The 16,223-nt window shown below is 68.4% G+C and carries 19 protein-coding genes; 9 read left to right on the top strand and 10 right to left on the bottom strand.

Annotated features, from left to right (window positions below):
* Positions 1–45: 45 nt before the first annotated feature.
* Both EV668_RS20870 and EV668_RS20875 read right to left on the bottom strand, forming a co-directional pair.
* The gene (locus EV668_RS20870) at positions 46–318 is read right to left on the bottom strand and encodes a hypothetical protein (RefSeq protein WP_133773783.1); all 273 of its coding nucleotides are present in this window, start codon (positions 316–318) and stop codon (positions 46–48) included.
* A 170-nt stretch (positions 319–488) separates the two neighbouring features.
* Positions 489–944, bottom strand: a complete 456-nt coding sequence (locus tag EV668_RS20875) for a molybdenum cofactor biosynthesis protein MoaE (protein ID WP_133773786.1) — start codon at positions 942–944, stop codon at positions 489–491.
* Positions 945–1,070: 126 nt separating this feature from the next.
* On the opposite strand from EV668_RS20875, the gene EV668_RS20880 reads away from it, so the two are divergent.
* Entirely contained in the window at positions 1,071–1,247 is a 177-nt protein-coding gene (locus tag EV668_RS20880) for a CsbD family protein (RefSeq protein WP_133773788.1), read from the top strand.
* Positions 1,248–1,261: 14 nt separating this feature from the next.
* On the opposite strand, the gene EV668_RS20885 is transcribed toward EV668_RS20880, so the two are convergent.
* Positions 1,262–1,684, bottom strand: a complete 423-nt coding sequence (locus EV668_RS20885) for a metallopeptidase family protein (protein ID WP_133773790.1) — start codon at positions 1,682–1,684, stop codon at positions 1,262–1,264.
* A gap of 131 nt (positions 1,685–1,815) precedes the next feature.
* On the opposite strand from EV668_RS20885, the gene EV668_RS20890 reads away from it, so the two are divergent.
* A complete protein-coding gene (locus EV668_RS20890) occupies positions 1,816–2,100 on the top strand; it encodes a hypothetical protein (RefSeq protein WP_166652576.1) in 285 nt (94 codons plus the stop codon).
* An 84-nt stretch (positions 2,101–2,184) separates the two neighbouring features.
* On the opposite strand, the gene leuC is transcribed toward EV668_RS20890, so the two are convergent.
* Positions 2,185–3,591: a 3-isopropylmalate dehydratase large subunit gene (gene leuC, locus EV668_RS20895; protein ID WP_133773795.1), complete on the bottom strand. Its 1,407-nt coding sequence runs from the start codon at positions 3,589–3,591 to the stop codon at positions 2,185–2,187.
* Between the two features lie 121 nt (positions 3,592–3,712).
* Between leuC and EV668_RS20900 the strand changes: the two genes are divergently transcribed.
* Positions 3,713–4,246, top strand: a complete 534-nt coding sequence (locus EV668_RS20900; RefSeq protein ID WP_133773797.1) for a 4-vinyl reductase — start codon at positions 3,713–3,715, stop codon at positions 4,244–4,246.
* A gap of 12 nt (positions 4,247–4,258) precedes the next feature.
* Here EV668_RS20900 and lysA read toward each other — a convergent pair whose 3' ends face one another.
* The 3 genes from lysA to argH are packed head-to-tail and all read right to left on the bottom strand — an operon-like array spanning position 4,259 to position 7,359.
* A complete protein-coding gene (gene lysA, locus EV668_RS20905) occupies positions 4,259–5,527 on the bottom strand; it encodes a diaminopimelate decarboxylase (protein WP_133773799.1) in 1,269 nt (422 codons plus the stop codon).
* A 15-nt stretch (positions 5,528–5,542) separates the two neighbouring features.
* Positions 5,543–5,914 carry a hypothetical protein gene (locus tag EV668_RS20910; protein WP_133773801.1) on the bottom strand — a complete coding sequence of 124 codons (372 nt, stop codon included), beginning with the start codon at positions 5,912–5,914 and terminating at the stop codon, positions 5,543–5,545.
* A 50-nt stretch (positions 5,915–5,964) separates the two neighbouring features.
* The gene (gene argH, locus EV668_RS20915) at positions 5,965–7,359 is read right to left on the bottom strand and encodes an argininosuccinate lyase (protein ID WP_133773803.1); all 1,395 of its coding nucleotides are present in this window, start codon (positions 7,357–7,359) and stop codon (positions 5,965–5,967) included.
* On the opposite strand from argH, the gene tlpA reads away from it, so the two are divergent.
* The 5 genes from tlpA to EV668_RS20940 all read left to right on the top strand — a co-directional run bounded on the left by tlpA (position 7,358) and on the right by EV668_RS20940 (position 10,344).
* The gene (tlpA, locus tag EV668_RS20920) at positions 7,358–7,993 is read left to right on the top strand and encodes a thiol:disulfide interchange protein TlpA (protein WP_245513336.1); all 636 of its coding nucleotides are present in this window, start codon (positions 7,358–7,360) and stop codon (positions 7,991–7,993) included. The two genes, argH and tlpA, sit on opposite strands and share 2 nt — an antisense overlap.
* A 252-nt stretch (positions 7,994–8,245) precedes the next feature.
* Positions 8,246–8,644, top strand: a complete 399-nt coding sequence (locus EV668_RS20925) for a hypothetical protein (RefSeq protein WP_133773805.1) — start codon at positions 8,246–8,248, stop codon at positions 8,642–8,644.
* 213 nt (positions 8,645–8,857) lie between these two features.
* Positions 8,858–9,268, top strand: coding sequence for a hypothetical protein (locus EV668_RS20930; RefSeq protein ID WP_133773807.1), 411 nt, complete (start codon positions 8,858–8,860; stop codon positions 9,266–9,268).
* Positions 9,269–9,407: 139 nt separating this feature from the next.
* Positions 9,408–10,082 carry a YiiX/YebB-like N1pC/P60 family cysteine hydrolase gene (locus tag EV668_RS20935; protein ID WP_133773809.1) on the top strand — a complete coding sequence of 225 codons (675 nt, stop codon included), beginning with the start codon at positions 9,408–9,410 and terminating at the stop codon, positions 10,080–10,082.
* Positions 10,083–10,158: 76 nt separating this feature from the next.
* Positions 10,159–10,344, top strand: coding sequence for a hypothetical protein (locus tag EV668_RS20940; protein ID WP_133773811.1), 186 nt, complete (start codon positions 10,159–10,161; stop codon positions 10,342–10,344).
* A gap of 241 nt (positions 10,345–10,585) precedes the next feature.
* Here EV668_RS20940 and EV668_RS20945 read toward each other — a convergent pair whose 3' ends face one another.
* Complete coding sequence (locus EV668_RS20945; protein WP_133773813.1) at positions 10,586–12,742, bottom strand: malate synthase G; 2,157 nt, start codon at positions 12,740–12,742, stop codon at positions 10,586–10,588.
* A gap of 144 nt (positions 12,743–12,886) precedes the next feature.
* Here EV668_RS20945 and EV668_RS20950 point away from each other — a divergent pair, with 144 nt between their 5' ends.
* Positions 12,887–13,750, top strand: a complete 864-nt coding sequence (locus EV668_RS20950) for a DUF2076 domain-containing protein (RefSeq protein ID WP_133773815.1) — start codon at positions 12,887–12,889, stop codon at positions 13,748–13,750.
* Positions 13,751–13,826: 76 nt separating this feature from the next.
* Here EV668_RS20950 and EV668_RS20955 read toward each other — a convergent pair whose 3' ends face one another.
* Complete coding sequence (locus EV668_RS20955; RefSeq protein ID WP_133773817.1) at positions 13,827–14,609, bottom strand: L,D-transpeptidase; 783 nt, start codon at positions 14,607–14,609, stop codon at positions 13,827–13,829.
* 114 nt (positions 14,610–14,723) lie between these two features.
* The gene (locus EV668_RS20960; RefSeq protein WP_133773819.1) at positions 14,724–16,163 is read right to left on the bottom strand and encodes a lipopolysaccharide biosynthesis protein; all 1,440 of its coding nucleotides are present in this window, start codon (positions 16,161–16,163) and stop codon (positions 14,724–14,726) included.
* Positions 16,164–16,223 lie beyond the last annotated feature (60 nt).

A 16,223-nucleotide genomic window follows, 5' to 3' on the forward strand; every position in this document is an offset into this window, starting at 1 on the left:
GACGCTCCCTTGGGAGCGCCGCTTCCTCTGTCGGGTGCGCCCGGGTTAACGGCTGCCGGGCCGGTAGACCCGACCGTGCTTCGCCTCCCAGGCCGCCCAGCGGTCATCCCATCCCTCGCTGGGATAATAGGCGCGGTAGCGCTCCCGCGAGGCCTTGCTGTTGGGATCCAGTAGCGCCGGGTTCTTCACCGCGTCGTTGAGATAGGAATCGCCGGCCTCCGAATTGCCGCCCAGGCGGCCGAAAGCGCTGGCGCTGGTGGACAGCGAGGCGGCGGCGAGTGCGCCGGCCCCCAGCACGAGGATGGTCCGTAGCAGCATTGTCGGTCTCCCGATTCTTCCAGATCGGCCGATTCGCATCGGCCTGAGCGGATCGACATGATCCTATATGGGAAGGGAACGCCGGAGGACGCAACCTGGTTCAGGTGCACCACATCACAGGCCTGCCGTCACGGTTATCGGGACGTTCAAGCCGGCGGCGCGGGCGTGCGTCAGCGCCAGACCGCCGCTGCGAGATCGTCGCTGGCCTTCGCAGCGACCCATTCTCCGACGCGTCCATCCGCGCGATGCTCCCGCTTCCAGAAGGGCGCGCTGGTCTTCAGGAAATCCATCATGAAGGCGGCTCCCGAGAACGCCGCCTCGCGATGGCTCGCCGCCGCGGCGACGATGACGATGCGGTCGCCCGGCCGGACCAACCCGTGACGGTGGATGACGGTCAGGCCGAGAAGAGGCCAGCGCGAACAGGCCTCGCCGGCGATCCTTCCGATCTCCTCCTCCGCCATGCCGGGATAATGCTCGAGTTCGAGCGCCGCGAGTTCCCCGCCCTCGTCACGGCAGAGGCCGACGAAGCTCACGACCGCACCCACACCCGTCCGGTCAGCGGACAGCGTCTCGACGACGGCGCCGGGGTCGAAATCCGCGAGCTGGACACTGATCGTGGGGACCATGAGAATACCGTGCCGATCACCCTCGCTCGTGGCAAGCCGTGCCATCCGAGCGAGGCGGGACGAATGCCGGAACGGATCGCCGCAGCGGGTCGTTATCGGCCGGTTCGACGCCGGGAGCACGACGACATGGACAGGGACCGCATCGAGGGCGCCGTCGAGAAGGCCAAGGGCGCGGCGAAGGAGATTGCCGGCAAGATCACCGGCGATGCCAAGCTCGAAGCCGAGGGGAAGGCGCAGAAGGCCGCCGGGTCGGCCCAGAACGCCGTCGGTGGTCTCAAGGACACGATCAAAGGCGACGCCTGATCGCTGAGACGCGCTCAGCCGGCGGCGGCCTCGACGCGCTCCATGTCGTCGTCCGACAGGCCGAAATGATGGCCGATCTCGTGGATCAGGACATGCGAGACGATGGCTCCCAGCGTCTCCTCGTGCTCAGCCCAATAATCGAGGATCGGCCGCCGGTAGAGCCAGACCATGTTCGGCATCTGCCCGGTCTGGAGCGCATCCGGAAAGGCGCCCTGCGCCAGCCCGAGCCCCCGGAAGAGGCCGAGGAGATCGAACGGGCTTTCGATCTCCATCTCTTCGAGCGTCTCGTCATCGGGAAAATCGACGACCTTGATGACGACGCCGTCGCATAAGGACTTGAAGGCATCCGGCAGGTTGCCGAACGCTTTCCTGGCGATTTCATCCATCTCATCGAGCGACGGTGCGCGACGTTCCTCCCATCCGATCTGATCGCTCATGTCAGGTTCATCTCTGGTGTTCTAGAGAGACACGATGCGATCATCCCGACCGATCGCGGATATCGACGCAATAGGAGGAGAACACATGACTCTTCGTCGGATAGTCATGGCCGTTGCGCTAACATTCGGTCTTGCAGGCGCAGCATCCGCTGCGCCGATCCCGTCGGCGCAACCCGCCGCATCCGAGGACCTCGTCCAGACGGTCCAGCACTGGCATCACCACCACCACCGCCGAAACTTCCACGGCCATCGTCACCGCCATGGCCACTGGCATCATCAGCGGCGTTGGCACCACCATCATCATCCTCGCCGGCATTGGCACCATGGCGGGCGCCACCATCACCACCACCGTTCGCGCGCTCCGCGCGTCTACTTCTACTGACGCGGAGCGCGTCGTCGCCGGAGAACCCGGCTGACGATGAAATGGTCCGGAGCGCGGGCAAAGACCGCGCTCCGGACGGACCCGCCAGGGCCGATCGGGCCCCGCGAATCCACACGCCTCAAGCGAGGGTACGGACGTCGACGAAATGTCCGGCAATGGCCGCAGCAGCCGCCATCGCCGGCGACACGAGATGCGTGCGGCCCCGATGGCCCTGCCGCCCCTCGAAATTGCGGTTCGAGGTCGAGGCGCAGCGCTCGCCGGGCGCGAGCCGGTCTGCGTTCATGGCGAGGCACATCGAGCATCCGGGCTCGCGCCAGTCGAAACCCGCTTCCTTGAAGATCTTGTCCAGGCCTTCGGCCTCGGCATGCATCTTCACGATGCCGGAGCCCGGCACGATCCAGGCATTGACCCGCTCGTGGACCTTCTGGCCCGCGACGATCTGGGCAGCGGCCCGCAGATCCTCGATGCGGCTGTTGGTGCACGAGCCGATGAACACGCGGTCGATCGGAATGTCGGTGATCTTCGTGCCGGCCGTCAGCCCCATATAGGCGAGGGCGCGCTGCTTGGAGGCGCGGGTGTTCTCATCCTCGATGAGGTCGGGATCGGGCACGATCCCGGTGATCGAGACGACATCCTCGGGGCTCGTGCCCCACGTCACGAGCGGAGGCAGGTTGGAGCCGTCGAGGCGGATCTCCTTGTCGAAGAAGGCCCCCTCGTCGGAACGCAGCGTCTCCCAGTAGCGCCGCGCCGCGTCGAAGGCCGCGCCCTTCGGCGCCTTCGGCTTGTCCTTCACATAGGCGAAGGTGGTCTCGTCCGGCGCGACCATGCCGGCCCGCGCCCCGCCCTCGATCGACATGTTGCAGACCGTCATGCGGCCTTCCATCGACATGGCCCGGAAGACCTCGCCCGCATATTCGATGACGAAACCCGTGCCCCCGGCCGTGCCGGTCTCGCCGATGATGGCGAGCGTCACGTCCTTCGGCGTCACGCCGTGCGGCAGCGTGCCGTCGACCGTGACCCGCAGGTTCCTCATCTTCTTCTGGATGAGCGTCTGGGTGGCAAGCACATGCTCCACCTCGGAGGTGCCGATGCCATGCGCCAGTGCACCGAAGGCCCCATGCGTCGAGGTGTGGCTGTCGCCGCAGACGATCGTCATGCCGGGCAGGGTGAAGCCCTGCTCCGGACCGATCGTGTGCACGATGCCCTGACGCACGTCGAGTTCGTCGTAATATTCGATGCCGAAATCGCGCGCGTTCATGGCCAGGGTCTCGACCTGGATGCGCGATTCCTCGTCGGCGATGCCGGCTCGCCGGTCCTCGGTCGGGATGTTGTGGTCGACCACCGCCAGCGTCTTCTCGGGCGAGCGCACCTTGCGGCCGGCGACGCGCAGACCCTCGAAGGCCTGCGGGCTCGTGACCTCGTGGACGAGATGGCGATCGATATAAAGGAGGCAGGTCCCGTCCTCGGCCCGGTCGATGACGTGGTCGTCCCAGATCTTGTCGTAGAGAGTGCGCGGGGCGGACATGGTCTCTGCCTGTTCTTGGTTACTCAGACTGGATCGTCTCTAATCGGGGTTCGGCCGGATCGGAAGGGTCTTTCGAGCGCAGCCGGTCCAGGCCTAGATAGGCGTGTTTGGAGGAACATCCATGGGCGAGCCGCAGGTCACAATCAAGGTGGACGACGAGACCGGGCGTTGGTCCGTCGATTCCGTGCCGATGATCCTCGTGCCGCAGCACTTCTTCCTCAACAATCACCTCGCCGTCGAGGCGGCTCTCGGGGCCGAAAGGCTCGAGGAGATCCTGCGCCCCGCGGGCTACAAATCCGCCTATGTCTGGTGCGAGAAGGAGGCCGCCTTCCACGGCCTCTCCGGCGTCGAGGTCTTCCGCCACTACATGAAGCGTCTGTCGCAGCGCGGCTGGGCCCAGTTCGACGTGCTGGAGGTGGACGAGGCGGCGGGCACCGGCCGCATCCGCGTGCGTCATTCCTCGCTCGTCGACGAGGCGCGCGCCAAGGCCGGCCGCAAGCTCTGCTACATGTTCAATTCGTGGTTCGAGGGGTCGCTGGAATACGTCATGGCGAGCGCGGGGCATCCTCGCACCCTGAAGGCGCGGGAGGTCTATTGCCGGGCGGAAGGCCGGCACGACCATTGTCTGTTCGAGGTCACGCCGGCCGAGGGTTGAGCCGGACGCCGCTCAGCCGAGCCAGGCCGGAAGCTTGTCGAAGGCGATGAGTTCGTCGAGCGACAGACGGGGGCGCACGACGGCGCTCTCGCCACCGCGCACCAGCACCTCGGGCACGAGCGGACGCGTGTTGTAGGTGCCGGCCTGGACCGCGCCATAGGCGCCGGCGGTCAGCACGGCCAGGAGATCGCCCGGCCGCACGGGCGGCATCTCGCGGCCGAGGGCGAGGAAATCGCCCGTCTCGCAGACCGGCCCGACGACGTCGGCCACGATCCGGTCCGGACCGGCCTCGGACTGCCGGACGGGGAGGATGTCGTGATGCGCCTCGTAGAGCGTCGGGCGGATGAGGTCGTTCATGGCCGCGTCGACGATGACGAAGACCCGCCCCTCGCCCTTCTTCACGTAGATCACGCGCGTGACGAGGATGCCGGCATTGCCGGCGATCATGCGGCCGATCTCGAAGACGAGCTTGAGGCCCAGCCCCTTCGTGCGGGAGGTGATGATCTCCGCATAGGCCTTCGGATCCGGCGGGGGCGGATCGTCGTGCCGATAGGGAATGCCGAGCCCGCCGCCGAGATCGAGATGCTCCAGCCGGTGGCCTTCGGCCATCAGGTCGCGGGCGAGCTCGACCAGCAGATCCGTCGCATCCGCGAAGGGCCGCAGATCGGTGATCTGGCTGCCGATATGCATGTCGATGCCGGCGACGCGCAGGCCAGGAAGGCGCGCGGCCTCGGCATAGGCGCCGCGCGCCTTCGAGATCGGGATGCCGAACTTGTTGTCGAACTTTCCGGTCGAGATCTTCGCGTGGGTCCTCGCATCGACGTCCGGATTGACGCGGATCGAGACCGGCGCGATCCGCCCCATCGAGACGGCGACCTCGGAGAGCGCCGCGAGTTCGGGTTCGCTCTCCACGTTGAAGCAGAGGATGCCCGCGTCGAGCGCGGCGGCCATCTCGGCCTTCGTCTTGCCGACGCCCGAGAACACGATCCGGTCCGCCGGCGTGCCGGCGGCGAGGGCGCGGCGCAGCTCGCCTTCGGAGACGATGTCCATGCCCGCGCCGAGCCGCGCGAGGGTCGCGATCACCGCTTGGTTGGAATTCGCCTTCATGGCGTAGCAGACGAGCGCGTTCTCGCCCGCGAACGCCTCGGCGAAGACGCGGTAATGCCGCTCAAGCGTCGCCGTCGAATAGCAGTAGAACGGCGTGCCGACCTCGTCGGCCAGCACCCGCAGGTCGACGTCCTCGGCGTGCATCACGCCGTCGCGATACTCGAAATGGTGCATCGGACTGCCGGCGCGTCAGAGAAGGCCGTCGAGGATGAAGGGCTGCTTCGGAACCTGATAGGCCGGCGCCTTCTTGCGGCTCGACGGCATCGGCTGCGGAGACACGAGCGAGGTCGGGCTCTCCTCCTCGTCGTCGTCGTCCGCAGCCTGGCTGCCGGCGCCCGCGCGGGACGCCATCGCGGCCTTCGACGCATCGGCCTTCGACGCATCGGCCTTCGCAGCCGATTTCGGCTGCGTCTGGACGGGCTGGCTCGGATCCGGCGGCGGCTCGGGACGGCCACGCCGGCCGCAGGCTCCGACGCTCAGCGCCATCGTGCCGGCCAGCAGAACGGCCAGCAGCGCGCTGCGGCGGGAGGAGGGAGAGGGCATCATCGCGACGTTCCGCATGAACGCGTTCCTAAGCACAGTCGGCGGCTGCCGACGAGTGCCGCCAAGCCTCAGCCGGCGGACTCTTTGCCGAGCCGGTCGAGCCACGCCCTCGCCTGGGCGGCGACGTTGTCGGGCGCGGTGCCGCCATGGCTCGTGCGGCTCCGCACGGAGGCCTCGACGCCGAGCACGTCGAACACCGCCGGCGTGATCCGGGGTTCGACCTCCTGCATCTCGGCGAGCGACAGCTCCTCGAGCCCCACATCCTTCGCCGAGGCGAGCCCGACGATGCGGCCGGTGACGTGGTGGGCATCGCGGAAGGGCAGGCCCAGCACCCGCACCAGCCAGTCGGCGAGGTCGGTCGCCGTGGCGTAGCCCGCCCCGGCCCAGCGCCGCATCGTGTCGCGGTCGGGCTCCATGTCGCGCACCATCCCGGCCGTCGCCGCGAGGCAGAGCGAGAGGGTGTGGATGGCGTCGAAGGCGCCTTCCTTGTCCTCCTGCATGTCCTTGCCATAGGCGAGGGGCAGCCCCTTCAGCACCACGAGCAGGCCCTGGAGCGCGCCGAAGATGCGGCCCGTCTTGCCGCGCACGAGCTCGGCCGCATCGGGATTGCGCTTCTGCGGCATGATCGAGGAGCCGGTCGTGAAGGCGTCCGACAGCTTGACGAAGGCGAATTGCGGCGTCGTCCAGAGGACGATCTCCTCGGCGAAGCGCGACAGGTGCATCGCCGCGATCGAACACGCGGCCAGCGTCTCGAGCACGAAGTCGCGGTCGGAGACGGCGTCCAGCGAATTCGCGGTCGGCCGGGTGAAGCCGAGCGCCTCGGCGGTCGCGTGGCGGTCGATGGGGAAGGAGGTGCCGGCGAGCGCGGCGGAGCCGAGCGGGCATTCGTTGAGCCGGCGGCGGGCGCATTTGAACCGGCCCCGGTCGCGGCGGATCATCTCGACATAGGCGAGCAGATGATGGCCGAAGGTGACGGGCTGGGCCGATTGCAGATGCGTGAAGCCCGGCATGACGGCGTCGGCATGGGCGAGCGCCTTCTCGGCGAGGGCCTGCATCAGGTCGGCGAGCTGAGCGTCGATGCCGTCGATGGCGTCGCGCATCCAGAGCTTCATGTCGGTCGCGACCTGGTCGTTGCGCGAGCGGGCCGTATGCAGCCGCCCGGCCGCCGGGCCGATCAGGTCCCGGAGGCGGCTCTCGACGTTCATGTGAATGTCTTCGAGCTCGCGCGAGAAGGCGAATTCGCCGCTTTCGATCTCTCCCGCGACCCGGTCGAGCCCCGCGACGATCGCCTCGACATCCTCGGCGGAGAGGATGCCGGTCTGGCCCAGCATCGCCGCATGCGCCTTTGAGCCGCGGATGTCCTGGGTCGCCAGACGCTTGTCGAAATCGATCGAGGCGTTGATGTCCGCCATGATCTCGGCGGGTCCGCTGGCAAAGCGGCCGCCCCACATCCGGTTGCTCATGGTTCGACGCTCTTCCGCCTTCCGCCGCACGGCGCTCACTTTCGCCGCCGCGCTCGCCGTGACTGGGCTCGGCCTATACGGGACGGCTCGCCTATGGGGCAACAGCGCCGGCGGATCCTGCTCCGCCTCGAGCGCCATCGCCGCACGCCTCGCCCCGCTCGCCAAGGGCGAGATGGCCGCCTTCCAGACCGGCGTGAGGCCGCTGCCCGATCTCGGCTTCCACAGCCCGGACGGTGCACCGCTCACCCTCGCCTCGTTCGAGGGGCGGACCGTCCTTCTCAATCTCTGGGCCACGTGGTGCGAGCCCTGCAAGCGCGAGATGCCTGCGCTCGACACGCTGCAGGGCGAATTCGGCGGCCCGCTTTTCGAGGTCGCCGCCGTCAACATGGACACGCGCAACCTCGACCGGCCCAAGGCCTGGCTCGCCGAGGCGAAGATCGGGCGGCTCGCCTATTACACCGATCACAAGACGACCATCTTCAAGGAGCTGCGCAGCCTCGGCGAGGCTGAGGGCCTGCCGACGACCGTTCTCGTCGGGCCGGACGGCTGCAAGATCGGCAAGCTCTCCGGCTGGGCCGAATGGGCCAGCGACGAAGGCCGCGCCCTGATTCGCGCGGCCCTGCCGGAGAAATAGCGGATCGTCCTTGCGAGCGCGGCGAGGCAACCCAACCGGCAAGCCGGCAGCCCGAGCCTCCGTGTCCCTGCCGTGGACATGATTGTGCAAGACGTACAGGTCGTCGCAGCGGGATGGATCGCGATCGGAGGGCGCATCTCTGCTCGAGTTTACTCCCGAATAATCGAGTTTCGGATCGATGTCCGCCAATCATCGTCAGCGGAACATCCATCGAATTCGGATAGAACGAGCTCGATCGGAGCAGCAGCCGCCATGGCCGACACCGTCCTGAGATTCGTCACGCGCGAAACGCATCCACCCTACGGCTTCCGCACCGGGGTGTTTCAGACGGCCTACGGGCTCCGCGACGAGATTTCTCCTGCCGATCCCGTCGGGAAGGCCCTCCATGTCGAGTTGACGTGGTTCGAGAAAAACATGGCCACCCCGACGCGCTTTTCGGTGTCACGCCACCCTCGCGCGGCCGAAACGGCCATTTCCTGGATCAAGGCCAGCGCATTTGAGCATGTCGGCCGGCTGCGGTCGCTGGCGACCCTGGTCGAAAGGGCGCGACAGGTTCAGCTTGACGAACTGCGCACGGAACGGCCGGGCTACGTGGTTTTCGAGGACGACCATCAAATCGTCGCGCTGCCCTTCTCAGACACGCCGCGATGACCCCCTTCCATTCTCACAGATACGCCTGACGGCACGCCGTCCTTGCAGGCGCAGCGAAGCAATCAACCCGGCAAGCCGGCGGCCCTGGCTTCGTCGGCTACGCCTCCTCGCAATGGCGGGGGATGCGCCATCGCCCCGCCCTCCGGGACCGCACTGGCGGGCGTCGTCAAGCCATGCGACGATCGCGAGGTTTCCTCTCTCGGAGGAGAGAACATGTTCGTGAAGCTGGCCGCGATCGCTGCGTTGACGTTGACGGCGGTGACGCCGAGTTCAGCCCAGATGGACGGCTCAGCGGGCCAATGGCGCTGCCGACATGCGAACCAGACGATCTCCAACAATCCGTTCGAAACGTGGATGTACGAGTTTCAACTCAACTTGGGCGGCCATGGCGGCTTTCGCGCCCAAGGCACCTACACGGCGATGACGGCCGGATTCGGCGTCGCATTCCAGGCACAGGGCCGCTGGCAGCAAAGTTCCGAGGGCATCATGGTCCAAGGTACAGAGCAACGCTCCGACGGGACGCAGATGCGGTTCCTTCTGGTCTTCACGTCGATCAGCCCGGACGTCATCTCGAACCGATACCAGAGCCCGAACGGGATCCTCGTGACCCACTGCGAGCGTTAGGTCGGCTTCGAGCGACGAGGAATGCCAGCGCCCAAGCCCGTCGCATCGCCCGGATGATCGCGCACGGCTCACATCACGACCCGCTGCTCCCGTCCGCGCAGGAGGGCGGGAACCCGGACCGAGGAAAGAGGCAGCGCGGATGACGGGGATCACGAGGCTTCTGGGACCTCTCGTGCTGTTGCTGCTGGCGATGACGCACGACGCACGCGCCGCGGACCGTTTTCGCGACTGGCAGACCGGCGACCTCATCTTCCAGGAATCCCTCAGCCCCCAGGCGACCGCCATCCGCGTCGCGACGGGGAGCCGCTACTCCCACATGGGCATCGTGCTGCGGTCAGCGGGCGGCATTCGGGTCATCGAGGCGGCGCGGACGGTCTCGGAGACGCCGTTGAAGGCGTTCATCGCCCGGGGTGCCCGTCAGGATTATGCCGTCTATCGCGTGAGGAGACTGACGTCCGGACAGGCCGCCGCCGCGGTCGAGGCGGCCAGGACCTATCTCGGCCGGCCCTACGACATCTTCTTCCGGCTCGATCCGTCCGCGATCTATTGCAGCGAATTGCCGTTCTATGCCTTTCGCGCCGTCGGCCTCACGATCGGCCAGGCCGAGCGCCTCGGCGACCTCAAGATCGAGACACCGGAGGGGCGCGGCATCTTCCTGGCGCGCTGGCGGGACCATCCCGATTGCCGGGCCGGCGTATCGGCGCAGGACGAGTGCTGGAGCCTGATCAAGACGCAGGAGATCGTCACTCCGGTGAGCATCGCACGAGACGCCGCCGTGAAGCGCGTCGTGTCGACCTTCGACGACGCGCCTTAGGCGGCATCGGGGATCGGAACGGCCACCTCCGCGTTGCCGATCACGACGACGGCCGCTCTCCGGCCCAGGAGGATTCATGACGACCGACACGACGACCGCCAGGGACAAATCGCAGAAGCGCACCGGCGCCGGAGCCACCGCCCAGCCGACCGACAAAAAGCTCCCGGAGAACTCGAAGGAGAACCTCGACAAGCGGCTCGATCAAGCAGCCGAGGAGAGTTTCCCCGGCAGCGACCCGGTCTCGGTGAAGATCACGAAGTGATTGGTCGGTGGCGCGCCTGCACGCGCCACCCCTTATCTCCCCTCCCCGGCCTGAGAACCTGGCCCGACAGAGGCATCCCTATGCTCCTCATGCTGAGGCGCCGACCGAAGGTCGGCCTCGAAGCGTGCACCGTCCTGCGTCCTTCGAGGCTCCGCTTTGCGGAGCACCTCAGGATGAGGAGGTTGGGGATTACCGGCCAAACTCCTTGGCGGGACGAGAAACCCCGCCGACCGGCGGTGCCTCAGGCTCCCGCCTTGGCCTGGCGGCGGCGGCGGTGGAGGATGAACTCCGTATAGCCGTTCGGCTGCGTGCGGCCGAGGAAGACGAGGTCGCAGGCTGCCTGGAAGGCCGGGCCGTCGAAATTCGTCGCCAACGGCTTATAGCTCGGATCGCCTTCATTCTGCCGGTCCACCACCTCAGCCATGCGGTGCATGGTCGACAGGACCTTGTCCTTGTCCACCACGCCGTGATGCAGCCAGTTGGCAATGTGCTGGCTCGAGATGCGCAGCGTCGCCCGGTCCTCCATCAGCCCGACATCGTGGATGTCCGGCACCTTCGAGCAGCCGATCCCGGCATCGATCCAGCGCACGACATAGCCGAGGATGCCCTGGACGTTGTTGTCGAGCTCCTGCTGGACGTCCTCCGGCGGGAAGTTCGAGGTCGCGACGGGGATGGTGAGGATGTCGGCGGCCTTGGCCGGCTCGCGTCCCGCGAGTTCCTTCTGCCGGCCCGCGACGTCGACCTCGTGATAATGCAGCGCGTGCAGCGTCGCGGCGGTCGGGGACGGCACCCAGGCGGTGTTGGCGCCGGCCTTCGGGTGGCCGATCTTCTGCTCCAGCATCGCCGCCATGGCGTCGGGCATCGCCCACATGCCCTTGCCGATCTGCGCCTTGCCGGGAAGGCCGCAGGCCATGCCGACATCGACGTTGTTGTCCTCGTAGGCCTTGATCCAGGCCGTGCCCCGCATGTCGTTCTTGCGGATCATCGGCCCGGCTTCCATCGAGGTGTGGATCTCGTCGCCCGTGCGGTCGAGGAAGCCGGTATTGATGAAGACGACGCGGTTGCGCGCCGCGCCGATACAGGCCTTGAGGTTCAGCGTCGTGCGCCGCTCCTCGTCCATAATGCCCATCTTGAGCGTGTGGCGGGCGAGGCCGAGAAGGTCCTCGACGCGTCCGAACAGGTCATCGGCGAAGGCGACCTCCTCCGGCCCGTGCATCTTCGGCTTGACGATGTACATCGAGCCCGCTCGGCTGTTGCGGAGGGGGCCGGGGCCCTTGAGGTCGTGGAGCGCGACGAGCGCGGTGACGGCGCAATCCAGGATGCCCTCGGGGATCTCCTCGCCGCCGAACGTCACCGCATCCGTGAACATGTGGTGGCCGACATTGCGCACCAGCATGAGGGAGCGGCCGGGCAGCGTGACGTCGCCGCCTTCGGGCGCCGTGTAGGTGCGGTCGGGGTTCAGGCGGCGCTCGATCGTCCGCCCACCCTTCTCCAGCTCGGCGACGAGGTCGCCCTTCATGAGGCCGAGCCAGTTCCGGTAGACGACGACCTTGTCCTCGGCATCGACGGCCGCGACCGAATCCTCGAGGTCCATGATGGTCGTGACCGCCGATTCGATCACGAGATCGGCGATGCCGGCCGGATCGTCCTTCCCGATCGGATGGGAGGGGTCGATCACGACCTCGAGATGCAGGTTGTTGTGCCGGAACACGAGCTTCGAGGGCGAGGCGGGATCGCCCGCATAGCCGACGAGCCCTTCCGGCCGGGCGAGCGGCGTCTCGTCGCCGTCCGCGAGGCGCACGCTCAGCATGCCGTCCTCGATCCGGTAGGCGGCGGCTTGCGTATGGCTCCCCTCGGCGAGGGGCGCAGCGCGGTCGAGCACCGCGCGCGCCTTGGCGATCACCTTCGCGCCGCGCAGCTTGTTATAGCCGCCGGCGCGGGTCGCGCCGCCCTCCTCCGAAACGGCATCCGTTCCGTAGAGGGCGTCGTAGAGCGAGCCCCAGCGGGCATTGGCCGCGTTCAGCGAGTAGCGGGCATTCGAGATCGGCACGACGAGCTGCGGGCCGGCGATGGTCGCGATCTCGGCATCGACGCGATCCGTCTCGACCTGGACCGGCCCGGGATCGGGCAGGAGATAGCCGATCTCCGTCAGGAACGCGCGGTAGGCCGCCGGGTCGAAGGCCCGGCCCGCCTGGTCCTTGTGCCAGCCGTCGATCCGCTCCTGCATCGCATCGCGCCGAGCGAGGAGATCGCGGTTCCGCGGCGCGAGATCCCGCACGATCGCGGCGAAACCCGACCAGAAGGCGTCGGGATCGACGCCCGTTCCCGCGGCGGCTTCCGCGACGAAGCCGTGGAGCACCCCGTCGACCTCAAGACCTGCGACTGCGACACGCGTCATTCCGTCCTCCCTGCTGGCCCCATCCTTAGCAACGCCGCCGGCCCCGCGACAACTTCCCGCGCATGGCCCCTATGCAAGCCCCGCACGGCACCCCATCTACCCGGACGGCCGTCCCAACCGGCCTCCTTGCAAGGGGACCAACCAGTGAACGACCAAGAAAAGCAGATCATCTCCGACATCTTCAAGCGGCTCGAGCAGACGGCCGGGCAGTCTCGCGACGGGGACGCGGAGCGCTTCATCAACGACAAGGTGCGCACGCAGCCCTACGCGCCCTACGCCATGGCGCAGGCGCTCTACGTCCAGGAAGAGGCGATGAAGAGCCTCAACCAGCAGCTCGAACAGGCCCGCGTGGAGAACGAGCAGCTCCAGCATCAGGTGCATCAGGCCGGCCAGAACCAGGGCGGCTTCCTGTCCTCGATCTTCGGCGGCGGCCAGCGCCAGGCGCCTCCGCCGCCGCAGGGCTTCGGCCGTTCCGGCCCGCCTCCCGGCTACGGCCAGGGCGGTCCGCAGGGCTATGCGCCGCAGCAGGGCGGCCCCTGGGGCGGTCCTCAGGCCCAGGGCGGCCAGCCGCAGGGTGGTCCTCAGGGCGGACCTTGGGCCGGCCAGCCGCAGGCTCAGCAGCAGGCCCCCCAGCAGGGCGGCGGCTTCCTGCGCGGCGCGCTCACGACGGCCGCGGGCGTCGCCGGCGGCATGGTGGTCGGCAACGCGCTGATGAACGCCTTCTCGGGTAGCGGCGGCGGCCATTCGACGCTCGGCAACCTTTCGCAGAGCGACATGGCGTCCATGGGCATGCCTCAGGGCGCCGAGGGCGCCGGCTTCCAGGAGGCGAGCTTCGGCGATGGCGGCAGCTCCTGGGGCGGCGGCAACGATGCCGGCGGCTTCCAGGAAGCGTCCTTCGGCGACGGCGGCAGCTCCTGGGGCGGCGGCGGCAACGATGCCGGCTTCCAGGATGCGAGCTACGACGACGGCGGCTCCGATTTCGGCGGCGGCGACGACGGCTGGGCCTGATCGCAATCCCTGTCGACGACAGGAAGGCCGGGCTCGCGCCCGGCCTTTTTCGTGTCGAGCGCCGGCGCCGCCGGCCTCAGATCACCTTGACCCGCGCGCCGACGCCGACCCGTCCGTAGAGGTGGATGACATCGTCGTTCATCATCCGGATGCAGCCCGACGAGACGTTCCGGCCGATCGTATGCGGCTCGTTGGTGCCGTGGATGCGGTAGAGCGAGGAGCCGAGATACAGCGCGCGGGCGCCGAGCGGGTTGCCGGGACCTCCCGCCATGAAGAGCGGCAGGCCCGGCTGACGCTTGCGCATCTCCGGCGGCGGCCGCCAATCCGGCCATTCCCGCTTCGCCGTGACGGTCTTCATGCCCGCCCAGGTGAAGCCCGGCCGGCCGACGCCGATGCCGTAGCGCATCGCCCGACCGCCCGGCAGGACGTGGTAGAGGTATTTCGAGGGCGTATCGACGACGATCGTGCCGGGCGCTTCCGGCCCCTCATAGGACACCTCCTGCCGCCGGAACTGCGCACGCGGAGCCTGCGAGACGGGCCCGAGATCGGCACCGGGCGCAATGGCGGCGTGCCGGCCACGCCGCGGCGCGGGCGCAGGTTCGACGAAGGGATCGGCAAAGGGATCGCCCGCGCCGCCATAGACGACGCCCGGCCGGGCCGCCTGCACACCGCGCCGCGTCGGCTGCTGGAACGGGTCCGCGGCCCCTGAGCGCCCAGGGTCGCGTCCTGTCGCCAGGAATTCGATGAAGCCGCCGCCGAGCCCGCCGCCGCGCGCCGGCTGGTTGTAGCTCACCTGGGCCGATGCGGCTCCGGTCCACAGCGCGGCCGTCAAGGCCGCCGCAAGCGCGACACGTGTCATGATCCCGTCCTCGCCGATCCGGACAACCCGCATAGGCATGGGGGAGGAGGCTCGCCGTCCGGTGAACGGAGGCCCTGCCGGACGGGAGAACCGGGAAACGTCGTCAACCGGACCTTAACGCCCCGGCGTCCCCGGCCCCCCTGCGCGCCGGTTCAGCGCCTGACGCAGCAGGGTGCGGCAGCCGGCGAGGTCGAAGGCGAGAGCGAGGGCGAGGTAGACGCCCCCGCCCGCCGCGACCTGCACCAGCAGCGCCGTGACGGGCGCGAAGAGGCCGCGCGTCGGCAGGAGCAGCAGCGTCATCGCCGCCGCCCCGCCCATCGCGACGGCGAAATCCCGCCACGGCAGCCGGGCTCCGTCCGCGATCGCGAGGGCGAGGAGGACGGCGAGCCCCGCGGCCACGCCCGCGATCTGCGCCGCGGCGAAGCCCACCGAGCCGCCGAGCCTAGGCCAGGCCAGGATGACGCCGACATTGACGACGACGGCCGCGAGCGCGGCCATGACGACCGGTGCGGTGCGGTGGCGGAGCTGGAAGAAGGGGTTCAGCGCATATTGCAGGAGCGCGAACCCCGCGAGGGCCGGAACGAGGAGCGGCACGGTGCCGTCGAGATGACCGCGGAAGGCTTGCGGAATGAAGATCGCCTCGAAGGCCGGCCAGACGAGCCAGAGCCCGGCAGCGGCCGGGATCACGATCGCAGCGATGATGCCGGCATTGCGCGCGACCTGCCGTTCGGCCTCCTCCCGGCCGTGCTGTTCCTCGGCCCGCACGGCGAGCTGGAACAGGACGAGGTCGAGCGCGGCGCCGAGATTCTGGAAGAGGCGCGTCGTGAGCTCGCTGACGAGGGCGAAATAGCCCGCCTCCGTGAAGCCGTCGCGGCTCGCGAGAACCGTCCGGTTGATCAAGGGCAGGAGCTGGTAGAGCGCGCTCGCCGCGACGAGCGGCACCGCGTAGCGGGCGAAGAGCAGGAGCCGGTCCCGCTCGAACAACCGCCAGCCGGCATGCGGATCGGCGAGACGGCCGCGCACGAGAAGGATCGGCAGCAGCGTGGCGAGCGCGAAGCCGCCGAGGACATAGGCCGGCTCGCGGGTCGCGTAAGCCAGGCCGGCCGCCGCCAGGAAGCCGAGCATGGCGCGGGTGAAAGCGAGAATGACGTAGGGCCGTTCCAGAAACAGCGCGCGCGACAGCGCCAACCGGTATTCGCTGAAGCCATAGGCCAGTCCGCAGAACGCGGCCGCGGCCAGGAGGCCACGCGACAAGCCGGGCTCGGGCCCCAACCCGATCACCAGGGCGGATAAGAGCCCGAGCACGGCCCCGCAGACCCAGTAGGCGAGGTCGAGCGTCGAGCGGACGCCGCGAGCCGCCGTCTGGGTCTTCCGGCTGTAGAAGCGGGCGGTCGACAGCCGTAGCCATTCGAACAGGCCCGTATAGATGACGAGCGTGATCGACACCGCGATCGCGTAGCGGCCGAAGGCGTCCGGGCCGAGCAGCGACGCCAGGACCAGCGACAGCGCGAAGGCGAGGCCGGCATTGACGAGGAAAATGGCGACGAGCGTCATGGCGGCTGGCGGGAATCGGGACGGCGGTCAGGCGGCGCGAACGGAGACGCCGTCACCTCC

Source organism: Enterovirga rhinocerotis, from assembly GCF_004363955.1.
Lineage (GTDB): Bacteria > Pseudomonadota > Alphaproteobacteria > Rhizobiales > Beijerinckiaceae > Enterovirga > Enterovirga rhinocerotis.